At 67.0% G+C, this 15,346-nt stretch carries 15 protein-coding genes and 2 tRNA genes; 6 read left to right on the plus strand and 11 right to left on the minus strand.

The annotated features are described in order from the left end of the window. Positions 1-48 precede the first annotated feature (48 nt). The 3 genes from ilvC to M9952_08945 all read right to left on the minus strand — a co-directional run bounded on the left by ilvC (position 49) and on the right by M9952_08945 (position 3,477). Positions 49-1,080 carry a ketol-acid reductoisomerase gene (gene ilvC, locus M9952_08935; protein ID MCO5313042.1) on the minus strand — a complete coding sequence of 344 codons (1,032 nt, stop codon included), beginning with the start codon at positions 1,078-1,080 and terminating at the stop codon, positions 49-51. A gap of 112 nt (positions 1,081-1,192) precedes the next feature. Further along, positions 1,193-1,702, minus strand: a complete 510-nt coding sequence (gene ilvN / locus M9952_08940; GenBank protein ID MCO5313043.1) for an acetolactate synthase small subunit — start codon at positions 1,700-1,702, stop codon at positions 1,193-1,195. Next, positions 1,699-3,477 carry an acetolactate synthase large subunit gene (locus tag M9952_08945; GenBank protein MCO5313044.1) on the minus strand — a complete coding sequence of 593 codons (1,779 nt, stop codon included), beginning with the start codon at positions 3,475-3,477 and terminating at the stop codon, positions 1,699-1,701. The genes ilvN and M9952_08945 overlap by 4 nt, the downstream gene beginning before the upstream one ends. 403 nt (positions 3,478-3,880) lie before the next feature. Between M9952_08945 and M9952_08950 the strand changes: the two genes are divergently transcribed. Together M9952_08950 and M9952_08955 are read left to right on the plus strand one after the other, a co-directional pair. Continuing rightward, entirely contained in the window at positions 3,881-5,170 is a 1,290-nt protein-coding gene (locus M9952_08950) for an MFS transporter (GenBank protein ID MCO5313045.1), read from the plus strand. Continuing rightward, positions 5,167-5,724: a hypothetical protein gene (locus M9952_08955; protein MCO5313046.1), complete on the plus strand. Its 558-nt coding sequence runs from the start codon at positions 5,167-5,169 to the stop codon at positions 5,722-5,724. The genes M9952_08950 and M9952_08955 overlap by 4 nt, the downstream gene beginning before the upstream one ends. A 46-nt stretch (positions 5,725-5,770) precedes the next feature. Here the strand turns inward: M9952_08955 and M9952_08960 are convergent, their stop codons facing one another. Further along, positions 5,771-6,445, minus strand: a complete 675-nt coding sequence (locus tag M9952_08960) for a hypothetical protein (protein ID MCO5313047.1) — start codon at positions 6,443-6,445, stop codon at positions 5,771-5,773. 78 nt (positions 6,446-6,523) lie between these two features. Between M9952_08960 and M9952_08965 the strand changes: the two genes are divergently transcribed. Then, positions 6,524-7,834, plus strand: a complete 1,311-nt coding sequence (locus M9952_08965) for an MATE family efflux transporter (GenBank protein ID MCO5313048.1) — start codon at positions 6,524-6,526, stop codon at positions 7,832-7,834. Positions 7,835-7,852: 18 nt separating this feature from the next. Here M9952_08965 and M9952_08970 read toward each other — a convergent pair whose 3' ends face one another. From M9952_08970 to M9952_08985, 4 genes are all read right to left on the minus strand, one after another. Then, entirely contained in the window at positions 7,853-9,889 is a 2,037-nt protein-coding gene (locus tag M9952_08970) for an HD-GYP domain-containing protein (protein ID MCO5313049.1), read from the minus strand. Positions 9,890-10,170: 281 nt separating this feature from the next. After that, a tRNA-Val gene (locus tag M9952_08975) sits at positions 10,171-10,247 on the minus strand. 51 nt (positions 10,248-10,298) lie between these two features. After that, positions 10,299-10,805, minus strand: coding sequence for an NUDIX domain-containing protein (locus tag M9952_08980; protein ID MCO5313050.1), 507 nt, complete (start codon positions 10,803-10,805; stop codon positions 10,299-10,301). Further along, complete coding sequence (locus tag M9952_08985; protein ID MCO5313051.1) at positions 10,805-11,545, minus strand: hypothetical protein; 741 nt, start codon at positions 11,543-11,545, stop codon at positions 10,805-10,807. The genes M9952_08980 and M9952_08985 overlap by 1 nt, the downstream gene beginning before the upstream one ends. Before the next feature lie 54 nt (positions 11,546-11,599). Between M9952_08985 and M9952_08990 the strand changes: the two genes are divergently transcribed. Further along, the gene (locus tag M9952_08990) at positions 11,600-12,163 is read left to right on the plus strand and encodes a hypothetical protein (GenBank protein MCO5313052.1); all 564 of its coding nucleotides are present in this window, start codon (positions 11,600-11,602) and stop codon (positions 12,161-12,163) included. Positions 12,164-12,187: 24 nt separating this feature from the next. Here M9952_08990 and M9952_08995 read toward each other — a convergent pair whose 3' ends face one another. Then, the gene (locus M9952_08995) at positions 12,188-12,601 is read right to left on the minus strand and encodes a hypothetical protein (protein MCO5313053.1); all 414 of its coding nucleotides are present in this window, start codon (positions 12,599-12,601) and stop codon (positions 12,188-12,190) included. A 49-nt stretch (positions 12,602-12,650) separates the two neighbouring features. Next, positions 12,651-12,724: transfer RNA gene (locus M9952_09000), tRNA-Ile, on the minus strand. A gap of 54 nt (positions 12,725-12,778) precedes the next feature. Between M9952_09000 and M9952_09005 the strand changes: the two genes are divergently transcribed. Continuing rightward, the gene (locus M9952_09005) at positions 12,779-13,036 is read left to right on the plus strand and encodes a DUF3039 domain-containing protein (GenBank protein MCO5313054.1); all 258 of its coding nucleotides are present in this window, start codon (positions 12,779-12,781) and stop codon (positions 13,034-13,036) included. Between the two features lie 5 nt (positions 13,037-13,041). Then, complete coding sequence (locus tag M9952_09010; GenBank protein MCO5313055.1) at positions 13,042-13,665, plus strand: SGNH/GDSL hydrolase family protein; 624 nt, start codon at positions 13,042-13,044, stop codon at positions 13,663-13,665. A 32-nt stretch (positions 13,666-13,697) separates the two neighbouring features. On the opposite strand, the gene M9952_09015 is transcribed toward M9952_09010, so the two are convergent. After that, entirely contained in the window at positions 13,698-15,155 is a 1,458-nt protein-coding gene (locus M9952_09015; protein ID MCO5313056.1) for a DUF2510 domain-containing protein, read from the minus strand. Positions 15,156-15,346 lie beyond the last annotated feature (191 nt).

Below are 15,346 nucleotides of genomic sequence, written 5' to 3' on the forward strand. Positions count from 1 at the left end.
CTCCAGCCGGATGAACAGCGACGATCTTCGAGCGTCAGGCTTCGAGCGTCAGGACTGACCGCCAGCGGCGTCCTTCACCGACTGCTTGCCCTGGGAGATCCACGGCATCAGCGCACGAAGCTCCTTGCCGACCTTTTCGATCTGATGGGTCTTGCCCTCTTCCTCGAGGCGGTGGAAGTTCGCCCGACCCGAACGCGACTCCTTGATCCACTCGTCGGCGAAGCGGCCGTCCTGGATCTCGGCCAACACGTTGCGCATCTCGTCTTTCACCGCCGGGGTGATGATGCGCGGGCCGCGGGTCAGGTCGCCGTACTCGGCGGTGTCGGAGATCGAGTAGCGCATGCCTTCGATGCCCTCTTCGTAGATGAGATCCACGATGAGCTTCACCTCGTGCAGGCATTCGAAATACGCCGCCTCGGGCTGATACCCGGCCTCGACGAGGGTCTCGAACCCGGCCTTGATGAGCGAGGTCAGACCACCGCACAACACGACCTGCTCGCCGAAGAGATCGGTTTCGGTCTCCTCGGGGAAGGTGGTTTCGAGCACACCGGCGCGGGTGCCGCCGTTGGCGTCGGCATAGGCCATGGCGAGCGCACGGGCGTTGCCGGTCGCGTCCTGGTGAACGGCGATGAGCGACGGCACGCCGCCACCCTCGGTGTAGGTGCGTCGAACGAGATGGCCGGGGCCCTTCGGGGCGACGAGCGCGACGTCGACGTCGGTCGGCGGCACGATCTGTTCGTAACGGATGTTGAAGCCGTGGGCGAAAAAGAGCGCATCGCCGGCGTTCAGGTTCGGGGCGATGAACTCGTCGTAGATGTCCTTTTGCTCGGTGTCGGGCAACAGGATCATGATCAGGTCGGCCCACGCCGACGCCTCGGCGAGCCCCATCACGGTGAGACCGGCGGCCTCGGCCTTGGCCTTCGACGATGACCCGTCACGAAGGCCGACCACGACCTCCACGCCGGAGTCCTTGAGGTTGAGCGCGTGAGCGTGGCCCTGGGAGCCGTAGCCGAGGATGGCGACCTTGCGACCCAGGATGAGGGAACGGTCGGCGTCCTTCTCGTAGAAAACGTTGGCCATGGAGGGTGGTACCTTTCGGGTGTTCGAGCGTGCCGAAACTACTGGCACGAGCGGGGGTTCGGAAATACGACGATGCAGATTTCGACGTCGGGACGCCGATGACGGGTGCCGGTCAGAGCCGGCTGCGATCGAGTCGCGGAAGGGCGATGCGGCCGGTGCGCTGGACCACGACGATCCCGTAGGGACGCAACAGGTCTTCGAGATCGTCGAGGCGAGACGGGACCTCGGCGGCCGAAATGGTGACGTCGGAATGGCCGACGTCGATGATCCGGGCCCCGAAAATGTTCGCCAACTCGACGATCTGCGAGCGGGTCGCCGAATCCGCGCTCACCGTCAACACCATCAACTCCTGTTCGACGGCGTCATTCGGGTCGAGTTCGGAGATCTTGATGACGTTGATCAACTTGTTGAGCTGCTTGACGATCTGCTCGAGCGGGGCGCTGTCGGCATCCGCCACGATGGCGATGCGGCTGTAGGCCGGATCGTCGGTCGGGGCGACCGCGAGGGAGTAGATGTTGTACCCGCGGCGGGCGAACAGGCTCGCCACCCGGGCCAACACCCCCGCCTTGTTCTCGACGAGCACCGACAACATGTGGTGCTTGGGTGCGTTTGGTGCGCTCACTGGACGACGTCCTCCTCGCCGGGACCGACGACGATCTGGCTGTTGGTGCTGCCCGGAGGCACCATCGGAAAAACCTTCTCCGAGGCGTCGGTGCGGAACTCCAACACGACCGGACGGTCATTGATGGAGTTCGCCTTCTCGATCGCCGGAGCGACCTCCTCGGGCGACTCGACGCGCATGGCGACACAACCCATCGCCTCGGCCCACTTCACGTAGTCGGGCAGGTCCGGCGACAGGTAGACCTCGGAGTAGCGCTCTTCGTAGAACATCTCCTGCCACTGGCGAACCATGCCGAGATATGCGTTGTTGAGGATGGCGATCTTGACCGGAATCCGTTCGGTCGCGGCCGTCACCATCTCCTGGGCGGTCATCTGGAAACAGCCGTCGCCATCGATGGCCCACACGGTGCGATCCGGCATGCCGACCTTCGCGCCGATGGCGGCAGGAACCGAAAAGCCCATCGTGCCGAGTCCGCCCGAGTTGATCCAGGTGTACGGGTACTGGAAATTCCAGTACTGGGCAGTCCACATCTGGTGCTGGCCGACCCCCGACGCGACGATCGTGTCGCGCGGCGACAGGTCGCGGATCTGTTCGAGGACGAACTGCGGCTTGAGCAATCCCCCCGGAGCGGACTGCTCGTAGGTGAGCGGGTATTTCTCCTGCCAGCCCGACAGCGTCGAACGCCATGGGGTGCGATCGGTCTGGTTGTCGGGAGCGCCCTGGTTACGAAGCACCCGGATGAGCTCTTCGGCGACGAGGCGGGCGTCGCCCACGATCGGAACGTCCGGCCGCCGGACCTTGCCCAACTCGGCCGGGTCGATATCGATGTGGATGATCTTCGCATCGGGCGCGAAGCCGTCGAGTTTGCCGGTGACCCGATCGTCGAATCGGCTGCCGAGCGCGATCAACAGGTCGGACTCCTGCATGGCGGTGACCGCGGTGTAGTTGCCGTGCATCCCGGGCATCCCGAGGTTCAACTCGTGATCGTCGGGCAGCGCACCGCGCGCCATCAACGTCGTCACGACCGGAATGTCGGCCAGTTCGGCCAACTCCCGCAGGGCCTCGGCACCGCGGGCTTTCAACACTCCGCCGCCCACATAGAGCACCGGACGGTGGGCAGCGGTGATGAGCTCGGCGGCCTCCTTGATCTTGCGGGGGTGACCCTTGGTCGTCGGCTTGTAACCGGGCAGCGACGCGGCCACCTCCTCGTCGGTCGGCCAATGCCACTCCATCATCGAGTTCGGATGCGTCGGATCGATGATGTCTTTGGGAATGTCGAGCAGGACCGGGCCCGGACGGCCGGTGGTCGCCAGGTGAAACGCCTGGCGCACCGCGAGCGGGATGTCTTGGGCGCTGGTGACCAGTTCATTGTGCTTGGTGACCGATCGGGTGATTCCGATCGTGTCGCACTCCTGGAACGCGTCGGTGCCGATGGCCGCGACGGAGACCTGACCGGTGATGACCACCATCGGGACCGAATCCATGAACGCGTCGCACAGCGGCGTCACGATGTTGGTGGCCGCCGGCCCCGAGGTCACCATCGCCACACCGGGACGTCCAGTGGCGTGGGCATAGCCCTCGGCCATATGCCCGGCGCCCTGCTCGTGTCGGACGAGCACGTGGCGAATGGGGCTGTCGATGATCGGGTCGTACACGGGAAGGATGCATCCCCCGGGCAATCCGAAGATCACCTCGACGCCCTCGAGCTCGAGCGCCTTGATCAGCGCCTCCGCCCCGGTCATTCGGGTCGGTTGTTCTCCCTGTTGTTCACCCATGGATCTTCTCTCTGACAGTTGATGTCGGATCGTGACAAGTTTGGTCGTTCGCCGGCCTCGGCGTCAGTTCCTGCGCTGCCTCCCACTCGTCGTTGCGACCCGCTTCGGGTCGATCTCCCACATCGGCGGGAGCCGGTCGGACCGATCTCGGATCGCCCATCCGAAAAAGACGAAAGGCCCCCGGAGGGACCTTGGACGCGCACGCAGGAATATCGGCTGCGGCGCTAGCGCACTACTACGAGGCTGGAGGAAACGATCAGGTGCGTCACGGCCACAACGATATCAGCAACACGCGGCCGTGGGCGCCGTTTCGGGTTGAGAGCCGGGGCGGCACGGTCGCGACCGGTAGCCTGCATGCCATGCCGCGGTCCCCGATCGACACTCAGCGCTGCGCCGATCGGCGATGACGCCGCCGCGTGAGGGCGGCCCCGACGGTCATACCCCGCAGGATCATCGCCACGTGTGGCCGACGGTGCGTGGCTTCGCCGCCACCCGCCTCCTCGGCAACCTGTTCGTACGGGCGCCGTACGTGTTCATCACCGAGATCTCCCGGGGCCTCGGTGTCAGCGTCGAAACCATGACCGTCGTGCTGGGCGTGCGCGAGCTCGGCGGGCTGGGGTCGCCGGTCGCCGGTCGACTCGTGGACAACGGCCACGGTGCTGCGGTCATCGCCGCGGGTGGAGTTCTGGTCGGGATCTCCTGTCTGTTGGCCGCCACCCCGTGGTTTCCCGTGTTCGTCGTCGTCATGGTGCTGGGGGCGTTCGCGAAGAACTCGATCGACCTGGCCCAGAACGCGTGGGTCGGCCACGAGGTTCCCGTCACCAAACGAGCGCGGGTCATCGGTTTCATCGAAACGACCTGGGCGGGGTCGTTCCTCCTCGGCGTTCCGATCATCGGCTTCGCCACCGACCGTTTCGGCTGGAGGTCCGGGTTTCTGATCACCGGACCGATCCTGGCGTTGTTGGCGGTCGGTTCCGGGGCGAGCCTTCGGCGCTCGCAGCAGGGTGCCGCCGAGGACGAGCCCGTCGGAGCACCGGCCGCACGCCCAACGGGCTCCGCCGCGACCTCGACCGGCTCCGCCGCCACCCACCACGCCCTCGAGGCGATCGCCAACCCGGCACGCCTTCGCCGAGCCATCTGGGCGTTTTTCTGCCTGCAGCCGTTTTCGCAGATGCTCGTGTTCGCCGTGAACGGCGACTGGTTCGCAGGGCATCTCGCCATGTCGAACACCCAACTCTCCTTTGCCACCGCGGCCCTCGGGGTGGCCGAGCTCGTGGGCGTGGCGTGGGTGATCGCATACGCGGACCGCCTCGGACCGGTCCGCGTCGGCGGGGTCGCGATCGGTTTGGCGGCGATTCCGTCGTTGATCCTGATCGCCATGTCGAACAGTGCGGTCGGCAACTCGGCGGTGTTCGGGGTGGCCATGTTGTTGCTGATGGACCTGGCCATGGAGGCGTCCTTCGTCGCCACCCTGCCGATCGTGACCGAGCTCGATGTCGACAACCGCGGGCGCTCGGTCGCCCAGGCGTTCGTCGTGATGCTGGTGTCCCGAGCAGTCGCATCGGCGGCCGGAGGGGCCATCTACACGCGCCTGGGGTTCAACGCGACGCTGCTCACCTCCGCCACGTTGTGCGTTGCGGGTTGTGCCGCACTGACCTGGGCTCGGCGAGGCCCGAGGCTCGAGGCGACATGAGTGGGCACCGCGGTGGCGTGGGGGTGTTCCCCGGCACGTTCAACCCGCCCACGGTCGCGCATCTCGCGGTGGCCGAGGAGGCTCGAACCACGCTCGAACTCGAACGGGTCGACCTTGTGGTCAGCCGCATCCCCATCGGCAAGGAACACCTCAGCATCCCGAGCCTCGATCAACGTGTCGAGGTGCTCGAACGACTGGCGGGCCGCGTCGGATGGATGCGCATCGTCGTCAGCGAGCAACGCCTCATCGTCGACATCGCTGCCGGCTATGACGTCGTCATCATGGGGGCCGACAAGTGGGGGCAGGTGAACGATCCGGTGTATTACGGCGGCGACAGCGCACGCCGCGACGACGCCGTCGCCCGGCTTCCGCGCCTGGCCCTGTTCGATCGCGCCGATGTGGCCTTCAACGCCGGTGTGCGCCACATCACCGAACCCGACGCCGTCACCCTTCGGCTCGAGGCTCGCTACCTCGACGTGTCATCGAGCGCCGCTCGCGCCGGAGCTTCGCACCTGATGGTTCCCGAGGCCCTCGAGTCGGGGCTCTGGAGCTGAACGCCGGCCGCTCGTAGAGGCGGCCGCTCGACGCTCGGCCGCGGGTTCAGCAACTGCCTCCGACCGCAGCGAGATCCCCGCACACGGTTGCCCTGGTCACCTTCCACGCCCCGTCGATGAGCTTCGCCCCACCGTTGCGGCCCGGCACCGGATCGGCTCCGGGCACCACGATCGTGTAGATCACCGTGGCGGAGTTCGCCGTCGGGAATTTCACGTCGTTGACGCTTACGACGACCTGTTTCACCAGTTCGCCGTTCGGCCCCGCCTCAATCGCTTGAAGCGCCAGGTCGACCCCGGAAGGATCATCGACGCTCAACAGGCGCTCGCTCAGCGGCTGCGACGCGTCGTAGACGGTCGTGAACGCTCGCACCACTGCCAGGCGATCGTCATCGCTGGGCGCCGAGTCCCCCGACCCAGCCTGCGCCGTACCAGCCGATGCCGAACCCGCCTGTTCCGAATCGGCACCGACGCCGAGGCCGAGGCCTTCGTCGGTGGCGACTCGCGGTTCGCCCACCGGCACCGTCGTGGTGGCCGACGACAGCCGGGCCACCTCGGCCTCCATCTCGTTGAGGCGAACGTGTGCGGTGAATCCGAACAACAACGCTCCGAGCGCGAGAACAACCGCCGCCGCTGCCCACGCCCCCGACGCCGCGCCTCGTTCGCGGGTCCCGTCGTTGCGCATCCGTGACCTCCTGGCGAACCGTTTCACCGACGGCGTCATGGTAGCCACCTGCGATCCCCGACGCTTAGCGCCGAGCACCCGCACTCTGCGCGAATTTCCGCATCGTAGGCTCGCCTCGTGCCAACGACCGCGTCTGCCTCGATCGACCGACAGATCGGCGCGATCGCCATTCCCGCCGCGCTAGCGCTGGCCACCGAGCCGCTCGCCGAGCTGTGCGACACCGCGATCGTCGGCTCCCTCGGCACCACGGCGCTGGGCGGCGTGGCGATCGCGGTGCGAGTGGTGTCGTTCGCATCGACGGTGTTCATCTTCTTGATGTTCGCCACCACCACGGCCGTCGCCCGACACCTCGGTGCCGGCGATACCCGCCGCGCGGCGCACGAGGCCGTCACCGCGATGTGGATCGCCCTTGCCATCGGCGCGACGGCAACCGTCACACTCCTGATCGGCGGCCCGACGTTCATCTCATGGCTCGGAGGATCCGGCGAGGTGGCGCGAGACGCTGGTCGCTACCTCGAGATCGTGGCGCTCTCGGCACCCGGGTCCACCCTCACGATGGCCGGCATCGGAGCGCGCCGGGGTCACCTCGATACGCGGATCCCTCTGCTCATAAGTGCGGTCGCCGCGGCCACCAACCTCGTCGCCGACCTGATCCTGGTGATCGGCCTCGGGTTCGGGATCGCTACCGCGGCGTGGACGACCACCGCGACCGCACTCGCATCGGGGATCACCTACGTGGTGCTCGTGGTCCGCGATGCCCGGCGCGCCGGGGCGCCGCTCGTCGCCGATCGGCGGAGCCTGCGCACGCAACTCGTCGTCGGCAGAGACCTGTTGGTGCGCACCGTTGCGCTACGCACCGTGTTGACCGTCGCGACGGCGCTCGCGGCGCGACAAGGTGAGGTGACCCTGGCGGCCTACGCGATCGCCTTTCAGATCTGGATCTTCTGCTCGTACGCGCTCGACGGCCTCGAGGCCGCCGGACAATCGCTGGTGTCGCACCGGTTGGGGTCCGCAACGTTCCACGAACTCGGCACCGTCACCGCACGGCTGTTCACGTGGGGAGTCCGGGTCGGGGTCGCGCTCGCGGTTGGCATCGTCGCACTGTCGTGGTGGCTTCCCCGGGTGTTCAGCTCCGATCAGGCGGTGATCGACGCGGCGACGACGGCCCTGTGGTGGGTCGCAGCGTTCGCCCCGGTCAGCGCCGTCGCGTTCGTTGGCGACGGGATGCTGGTCGGCGCATCGCGTCAACGCTTCTTGGCCGCCACGATGCTGATCGCCTCGTGTGCGTTCGGGTTCGTCGCGTGGGCTGCTGCACCGTGGGGGCTGGCAGGGATCTGGGCCGCGATCTCGGCCATGATGGTCGTGCGCACCGCAGGAGCCGCATTGGGCATCAGCCGGCTGCGAACGATGGCGGCCTCGGCGGCCTGAGGGTCACCGGGTCGGCGTTCAGCACAACAATCCGAGAAGGCAGCCGGAGGTGGTCGTGAAGTTGACCTGCTTCGAGAACGGTGACCCGCTGTACACCTCGACCAACGCGGTGACCGATTGGGTACTGTTGCCCGCGAGCAACGATGTCGCGGTGAAGGTGAACTCGAACGGTGCCGTCGTGGTCGCCGACACCAACAGCCCGTCGCCGTAGACGTAGGTGACACGTTTGATGTTCGGCATCTGATTCGACATCGCCGTCACCACATATCGGGTTCCGGCCTGGAGGTTGGCCCCCTCGAGCGATGTCGAGGTCGACGACCCCTCCTGACGCACGACCAGGGAAAGGGTTGTCGCAGCGGTGCCTTGGCCATTCGGCGGTGGCAGCGGAGCCGAAGGGGGCGCGGCGGTCGTCGGCGCCGCGGTCGACGCTGGTGTCTTGCGCGCATTCGATGCCGAGGCCGAACCCCCGGCGCCGTCCGGCGTGCCTGATGGAGATGGGCCTGAGGCAGGCGCAGTTGGAGACTGCGGCGTTTGCGGTGGCGAGTCGGGCTTGACCGTGCCACTGACCTGGAAGCTGGTCGGCGGCGCCGTCGTCGCCGGCGCAGTGGTCGTCGTGGTCGTCGTCGTGGTCGTCGAGGTCGCTGGAGCAGCCTCGGTTCCGGCGCCTTCCGGCCCGACCGGCGCCTTGCCGGCGTTCGGCGAGCTGCCATAGGTCACGGTTTCGCTGAGCTCGGGCACCGTGGTGACGATGGCTGACTCGACCGGCGCTGGGGGTTCATCGGCGGTGGCGGGCCCGGACCCGACCACCGCTACTGCGCCCGCCACCGCAGCGACAACCGCCGCCGCGGTCGCTGCGGCCGCCGCCGGAGCCGCTGCCGCAGCACCGAGGACCGGCGACGCCAAGCCACCGACTTGTGCAGGAGCGCTCATGATCGACTGGACGAACGGAACCTGCGCCAGCGATGCGAGCGGCCCCGACACCAGACGCAGATCCCCCAATGACACCTTCAGGAACGCCCGCACCACCTCCGGTGAGAAATGTGTTCCCGAGCAACGGGTCAGTTCCGCTCGCGCCTCGCTCAACGGCATCGCACGCTTGTAGGAGCGCACCGCGGTCATCACCTCGAACGAATCGGCGACCGCGACGATCGCCGCCGCCCTCGGAATCCCATCACCGCGAAGGCCTTCGGGATAGCCGGTGCCGTTCCACTTCTCATGGTGGCCGCCGATCGCGTAGACCCACTCGCCGAGGAACTCCCGCAGTGGCTCCACCAGCCTCATGCCCTCGGCCGGATGGCTCTGAAGGGTGGACCACTCCTCGTCGGTGGGCTTGCCCTTCTTGTTGAGGATCTCGTCGGGAACCATCAACTTGCCGAGATCGTGCAACAGCGCACCCCATTGGAGCTTCTGTCGCTCCTCCTTGGACAGGTGGAGTTCCTCACCGATCAGGTCCGCAAAGAGCCGGACGCGTTCGGAATGGCCACGCGTGCGCCGATCGTGGTCGCCGATCGCCGAGATCAGCGCGACGACCTGGCGAGCGGCATCACCCGGATCCGATGCCAACCCGTTCGTTCGAGCTTCCTCGACGTTGCGGGCGAGCCGACGCGAACTTCCGGCCTTGAGTGCGGCTCGCATTCGGTCCGGTGCTTGATCCGGGAACACCAACGACAGCTGCAACAGCGCCGCCAACGGCAGGAACCGGCGCGAGGCCTTGTCGACGAGGCGCACGACCCCGGTGGTGAGTGCGACGACCAGGAGCGCGCGAAGGACCGCCATCACGACCGACGTCGCTTGAGGTAGCACCCTCGACGCCGCCACCGCGAACAGCGCACCGACGGCGATCGGTACCAAGGTCACACCGAGGCGCACCAGGCGGGACGCAATCGGACGCGACTCCCAGGACCGCGTCGGGCTCTGATCGTCGCCCGCACGAGCGGAGCGCTGTTCGACGAACTTCGTCGCCTTCACCGAGCCGACCGCCGCTGCATGTTCCGGCGCGACCTGCGCCTCGGGCGCCTCGGGTGCCTCGAGCACCTCAACGGACCCGTCGACCATCGACGAACGATGAGCGACCACGGTGTGTGGCGCCGGATGGTTCGCGCGCTCGGTCGCGGCGCGAGCCATCGCTCGGCGAAGCGCCTCGCGATCGACCACGTCGCCGTCGACGACGTCGCTCGCTGACAGCTCACTGTCCGGCCGTGCAGGAGCGGTCCGGTCCACAGGGTTACGCTCGAAATCCATCAAGATGGTTATCGGCAACCCTGAGGCCCAGTTTGACCGGGCGATCGTCACAGTCTCCGGTGCCCAAAAGACCTATGAGATAGTGGGCACGCGGGTGGTGGGCGCAGAGGGACTCGAACCCCCGACCGCCTGGATGTAAACCAGGAGCTCTAGCCAACTGAGCTATACGCCCGAACGGTTCGCCAGCATACCGCCCGGCAACCCCACGGCCGATTCGACGACGTCACTGCCCAGGCGTTCGCCCGGTGGCGACACCTTCAGATCGTTCGAGCGCCTCAAGGGCCTCTCGCGACTCGGGGGTGATGGTTGCATCCGAGCTTGCATCCAGCCACGCGACCTCGACGATCTCCGCCGATGCGGGATGGGCGTCGGTCGCCACGACCCCCTCGGCGAGGCCGGCCCGGTAGATGACCCGCACCACCTGTTTGATCGGATCGACGGTGACCGACGGTTGGCCGTGCAACACCACCTCGATGCCGACCTCCTCACGGGTTTCTCGAACCGCGCCCGTCGCGACGTCCTCACGGCGATTCACCAGTCCCCCGGGCAACGCCCAGTGCGACGCGTAGCTGTGCCGCACGTGCAACACCGCCCCATCGGAGCGGGTCACCGCCGTCATCGACCCCACCGTGTAGGAGGGCTTGAACGCCCGCACGAGGCGCTGGCGCATCATCGACGGCAACCGCCCGTACACCTGAAGGCTCCAACGTTGTGTCCGGCTTGAACCCATCACCACATCATTTCTGCCAACAGCGAGTCGCAGGACGCCGCGACGATACAGCGCCGTTCACGAGGATTCAGCGTGACCAGGTCGCGGAACTCGACGTCGCGGGCAACCCCTCCGGCCTCCGCGAGGATCAATACGGCCGCGAGGTAGTCCCACACCCCATGGGAGTCTCCGTCGAGGTTCGTGTACCCGTCGAGGGTGCCATCGGCGACCATGCACAACTCGATCGAGGCCGCTCCGTACGCCCGGAACTGCCAGGTTTCCGCCTTGTTGGACGACATGCCGTTGATAGCGACGACGGCGTCGCCGGCCAGCACCGGTTCCGCCACCCGAATCGGCTCGGGCTGATCGTCACCGACCTGGCGGGTCGCTCCGCCGCCTCGCACCGCACGCCAGGTGACCTTGCGGCTCTGGTCGACGACGGTCGCCAACAGCGGGCCGTCCGCATCGACGGCGCACAGGCTCGTCGCCCAGCACGGCAGCGAGCGGCTCGCGTTCGTCGAGCCGTCGACGGGATCGACCACGACGGTCACCGCCGCACCGTAGCCGTCGCGTCCGGATTCCTCCGACACCACACCGAACCCCGCCGAGCGCAGTGCCTCGGTGACCACCGCGTCGGCATCGAGGTCGAGGCGGTACTGTCCTGGCCGCTCGCCCCGACCGACGCGATCCGCCACGGCAACCGCGTCGGCGACCTCGGCTGCGATCCTGTCGAACAACGCGAACGTTGTGGCATTCTCCACACCGCCACGGTATCGGGTCGCAGTGCCTTGACGGACCTGCGAGACTGGCTCCCAATGGCAGTGACTGACATCCCAGGCTTCATCGCGGATCTCAAAGACCATGCAACCCGTCACGGCTTCCACATCCACGACGAGCGGCACTTCATCGAGACCTACTCCATGCGTCAGGCGTGGGAGGTCGATCTTCATCCCGAGGAGGCATGCGGCGGCCCGCTCGATCTGCACCTCGCGCTTGAGGTTGAGCCGCGGGCCATCCTCGCGTTCGAAGACCTCGTCGTCGGGCTCCCGGAGGACACGGTCCCCGACTCCCCGCTCGCACTCCCGCTCAACTTCACCTGGTCGCTGCCACCGCTGCCGCACTGCCCGGACCTGCTGGTGCTCGCCACCGAACTCGCGGGAATCGGCGGACCGAATCTTCCCCTCGAGGTGTCGGCGATCGACTCGTTCGCCTCGGTCACCGACGCGGCGGAACGCTCGTTGTCGATCATCGCCCGGGTAGACGTCACCCTCACGGAGATTTTCATGGGGACCGAAGACCTGTGTGCGGCACTCGACGGATGCCTCGACGTGAGCCGCTATCTGCTCGACCACTCCCCGTTCTGGCTCGATGAACTCTGACCGGTTCGCGGCGCCGGCGCAGGATCAGCGATCGAAGCACTCGCCGTCGCTGTCGGGGAAGTAGGTGGCGCGCATCACGCAATCCCCCGTGGTCGGCCCGCTGAGGTAGCTCAACAGGTCGGGGTTCGCGGGGTCATAGATCGCCCACACCGCCGGGGCCAGGGCGACGAACTGCTCGACCCCCTCGTTGGCACCGACCACCCGTTCGTCCACCTCGTCGGCGTCGACGAGCCGTGGGTACCCGTCGAACAGGGGTGAGCCGTTGGGCAACGTGTCGTTCGACGCGGACGCCGCCGTGGTCGCCACCACACCGGAGTTCTCCGCCGCACTATCGCCACCGTCGCCACCGTCGTCGCCGCCGCCGCTCAGCAACAGGGCCGCCACGACGATCACCGCCGCCGCGATGACGAGTGCTACGGCGATTCTGAGTCGGGTCATGATGCGTTGTGGCTCCATTTCGTTCTGCGGTCCCTTACGACACCGTGGGTGGGGCCGGCGGGGCTCGAACCCGCGACCAAGCGATTATGAGTCGCCTGCTCTGACCAACTGAGCTACAGCCCCGCAGCACCGCACATCCTACCGGTGGGGCCTCCGGTTAGTCTGACCATCGTGACCATGCAGCCGTCCGTTCAGATCATCCCCGATGAGATCCTCGAGGAGTTTCTCGAGGAGACCCCACCGGAGGAATGTGCCCACATCGTGAAACGATCGGGATCACTCGGCGCCGGGGCGCTCATCACCGCGGCGGCCGAGTCGGGCATGGAGATCGAGGCGCTGTGTGGCTACCGGTGGGTCCCCAAGGGTCATGCCCCGGACAATCTGCCGGCGTGCAAGCGATGCGTCGAGATCTGGCAATCGCTGACGAGCCAGTAGTCGGCGTGTCGTTTCGACGCACTCTGGGTGCCGCAGTCGTCGGCGCGCTGTTGTTGATGACTCCGGCGTGTTCGTCCGGACCCGAGGGCGGACTGACGCTCCTCGGCGACTCGATCACCATGCTGATCGGCGGCGCCACCGAAGCGAAACTGGCGGGATACACCAGCACCCGCGTGAAGGCCCTCTGGGGTGCCCGGATCGACGAGCAACTCGCCGAGGCCGCCGATATCGCCAAACGCCGACCGGATCAGGTCATCGTCAACCTCGGCACCAACAACATCTTGCAGGACCGTCCCCTCGACGCGTCGATCGCCGAATACCGCCAGATCCTCGACGCGTTCAGCGATCTGCATTGTGTCGGGGTCATCACGATCAACGAGCACATCTCCCAACTCGGCGTCGACCGCTCAGCAGCAGCGATCGAGTTCAACGCAGCGTTACGGGCGTTGGCAGCCGACTACCCCAACACGACCGTCACCGAATGGTCCTCGATATTCGTGTTCCCTCAGGATCAGGTGCTGCTCGACAGCGACACCGTCCACCCGCTGCCAGACGGCGTCGAACGACTCGCAAGCACCTACGAGGCGATCGCTCGAGCATGCGAAGTGCCCGAGCCGTCCTCGGACTGAGCCCTCCGCAGTAACCCTCCGCGGTACGGCCGTCAGCCCCGTTGCTGGTCGTACTGTTCGACGTTGCGCAGCGCTTCCTCGCGTGCAGCGAACGAGCACTCGTTCACCGAGCGCTGCAGTTGTTCGTAATCGAGTCCGATCGCACGCCAGGTCTCGTCGAAGACGATGACCGACTCGGTGTACAGGCCGGGGTTGGCCTGAATGGCCGCACACGCACGGGCGGACTCGGCATCGAACGCAGCTCGCATGGCCATGGCCTCGGGCGAGGACGGATCGATGCCTGCTGGCGTCGACGGTGCTGCGCTCGACGCCGGAATGGTCTCGACCGCGCTGGGAGTGGTCGTGGGCGCCGCCTCGCTGGTCGCCACCGCGGTGGTCGGCACCGCGGTGGTGGGCGACGACTGCGAGGTCACCGTCGTACCGGCGACGTCGGTGTCAGCCCCGTCGTCGCCGCCGGTCAACAACAGGTAGGCGCCGGCACCGATGAGCACGAGTGCCAGGAGTCCGAGCAGGATCGGAAGTTTCGAGTCGCTCTTCGACGGGTCCTTCTGAACCTTCTCTTTCGGGGGCTTGGCCTTCTTGACCTTCTTGGCCTTCGATGCGTCGAGGCTGGCGGCCATGGCGATGGCTTCCGGTGAGATCTCCTCCGGAGGAACCATGTCGTCGGCCGAACGGTCGCCGGGAGTCCGCAGACCGCCGACCCCGGTGAATGTCTGCGACGGCTCCGACTGAACGTAGGTCGGTTCGTCGGTTTCGAACGTCACCGCGGAGGTGGGGCGTTCGAAATACGAAGCGTCGTCGACGAACGCCCCAGGGCCACCTGCGGAGTCCGCGGTCGGCAGCGGTGCCGGTTCGGTTCCCGGCACGGCGCCAGCGAATGCACCTGGAACCGCTCCGATCACCTCGGAACCTTGCGGCGTCTGCTCGGCTCCGAACGGCTGGCTCGCCCCGAACGGCTGCTCGGCTCCGGCCGGCTGGAACGGCTGACCGTATTCGGTCGGCTGGACCGGCTGGTTGGCCCCGAACGGCTGACCGTATTCGGTCGGCTGACCATTGTGGACCGGTTGGTCTGTTTGACGATGCGCTCCGAACAGCGGCTCGTTGCCCGCCGCTGCCGGCTCGGACGGAATCGACGCGTCGGCGGTTCCGAACCCGGCCCCGGCGCCGGCCCCGAACGCTGCCGCTGTGCCGAACGCATCCCCCGCACCCGATGCTTCGGTGTCCTCACCCGAACGCGCCCATGGGGGCGTGCCAGTCGATTCGCCCGCAGCGGCCCCGAGAATCGATGCCGCAACCGTCGCGTCGGCTGTCTCCGGCACCGTGGCTGCGGTCTCAAGGCTTGAGGTCCACGGCGTTTCGACCGCCGCTTCCGAGCCGACGGCCACGACCGACGCCTTATCGCGCACGTTTTCGGTCCAGCGCTCGCCATCCCAGTATCGATACTGGGACGACTCGATCGGGTCGTCGTACCAGCCCGGCTCTGCACTCATCGGTGTGCCTCTCCTCAAACGAATGGTGTCGCGAGGGTAGTCAGGTCCGTATCGAGTGTCACGGTCGCGAAACTGACGTCGATCACAGAACTCCCCCGGTGACGACCGCTGTCGGCCGACATGCGACCGTAGGTCAGATTCGCGACGAAGGTCAATGCCCACGGACCTCGGAACGCGACGGCACTCACGGG

Source organism: Microthrixaceae bacterium, assembly GCA_023957975.1.
GTDB lineage: Bacteria > Actinomycetota > Acidimicrobiia > Acidimicrobiales > Microtrichaceae > JAMLGM01.

Bases quoted from the DNA above. Each gene is read 5' to 3' on its own strand.
- M9952_08990 (MCO5313052.1), top strand. From the start codon at position 11,600: ATGGCAGTGACTGACATCCCAGGCTTCATCGCGGATCTCAAAGACCAT.
- M9952_08955 (MCO5313046.1), top strand. From the start codon at position 5,167: ATGAGTGGGCACCGCGGTGGCGTGGGGGTGTTCCCCGGCACGTTCAAC.
- M9952_08945 (MCO5313044.1), bottom strand. From the start codon at position 3,477: ATGGGTGAACAACAGGGAGAACAACCGACCCGAATGACCGGGGCGGAG.
- M9952_08950 (MCO5313045.1), top strand. From the start codon at position 3,881: ATGACGCCGCCGCGTGAGGGCGGCCCCGACGGTCATACCCCGCAGGAT.
- M9952_08960 (MCO5313047.1), bottom strand. From the start codon at position 6,445: ATGACGCCGTCGGTGAAACGGTTCGCCAGGAGGTCACGGATGCGCAAC.
- M9952_08970 (MCO5313049.1), bottom strand. From the start codon at position 9,889: ATGGTCGACGGGTCCGTTGAGGTGCTCGAGGCACCCGAGGCGCCCGAG.
- M9952_08995 (MCO5313053.1), bottom strand. From the start codon at position 12,601: ATGACCCGACTCAGAATCGCCGTAGCACTCGTCATCGCGGCGGCGGTG.
- M9952_08980 (MCO5313050.1), bottom strand. From the start codon at position 10,805: ATGGGTTCAAGCCGGACACAACGTTGGAGCCTTCAGGTGTACGGGCGG.
- ilvC (MCO5313042.1), bottom strand. From the start codon at position 1,080: ATGGCCAACGTTTTCTACGAGAAGGACGCCGACCGTTCCCTCATCCTG.
- M9952_09005 (MCO5313054.1), top strand. From the start codon at position 12,779: ATGCAGCCGTCCGTTCAGATCATCCCCGATGAGATCCTCGAGGAGTTT.
- M9952_09015 (MCO5313056.1), bottom strand. From the start codon at position 15,155: ATGAGTGCAGAGCCGGGCTGGTACGACGACCCGATCGAGTCGTCCCAG.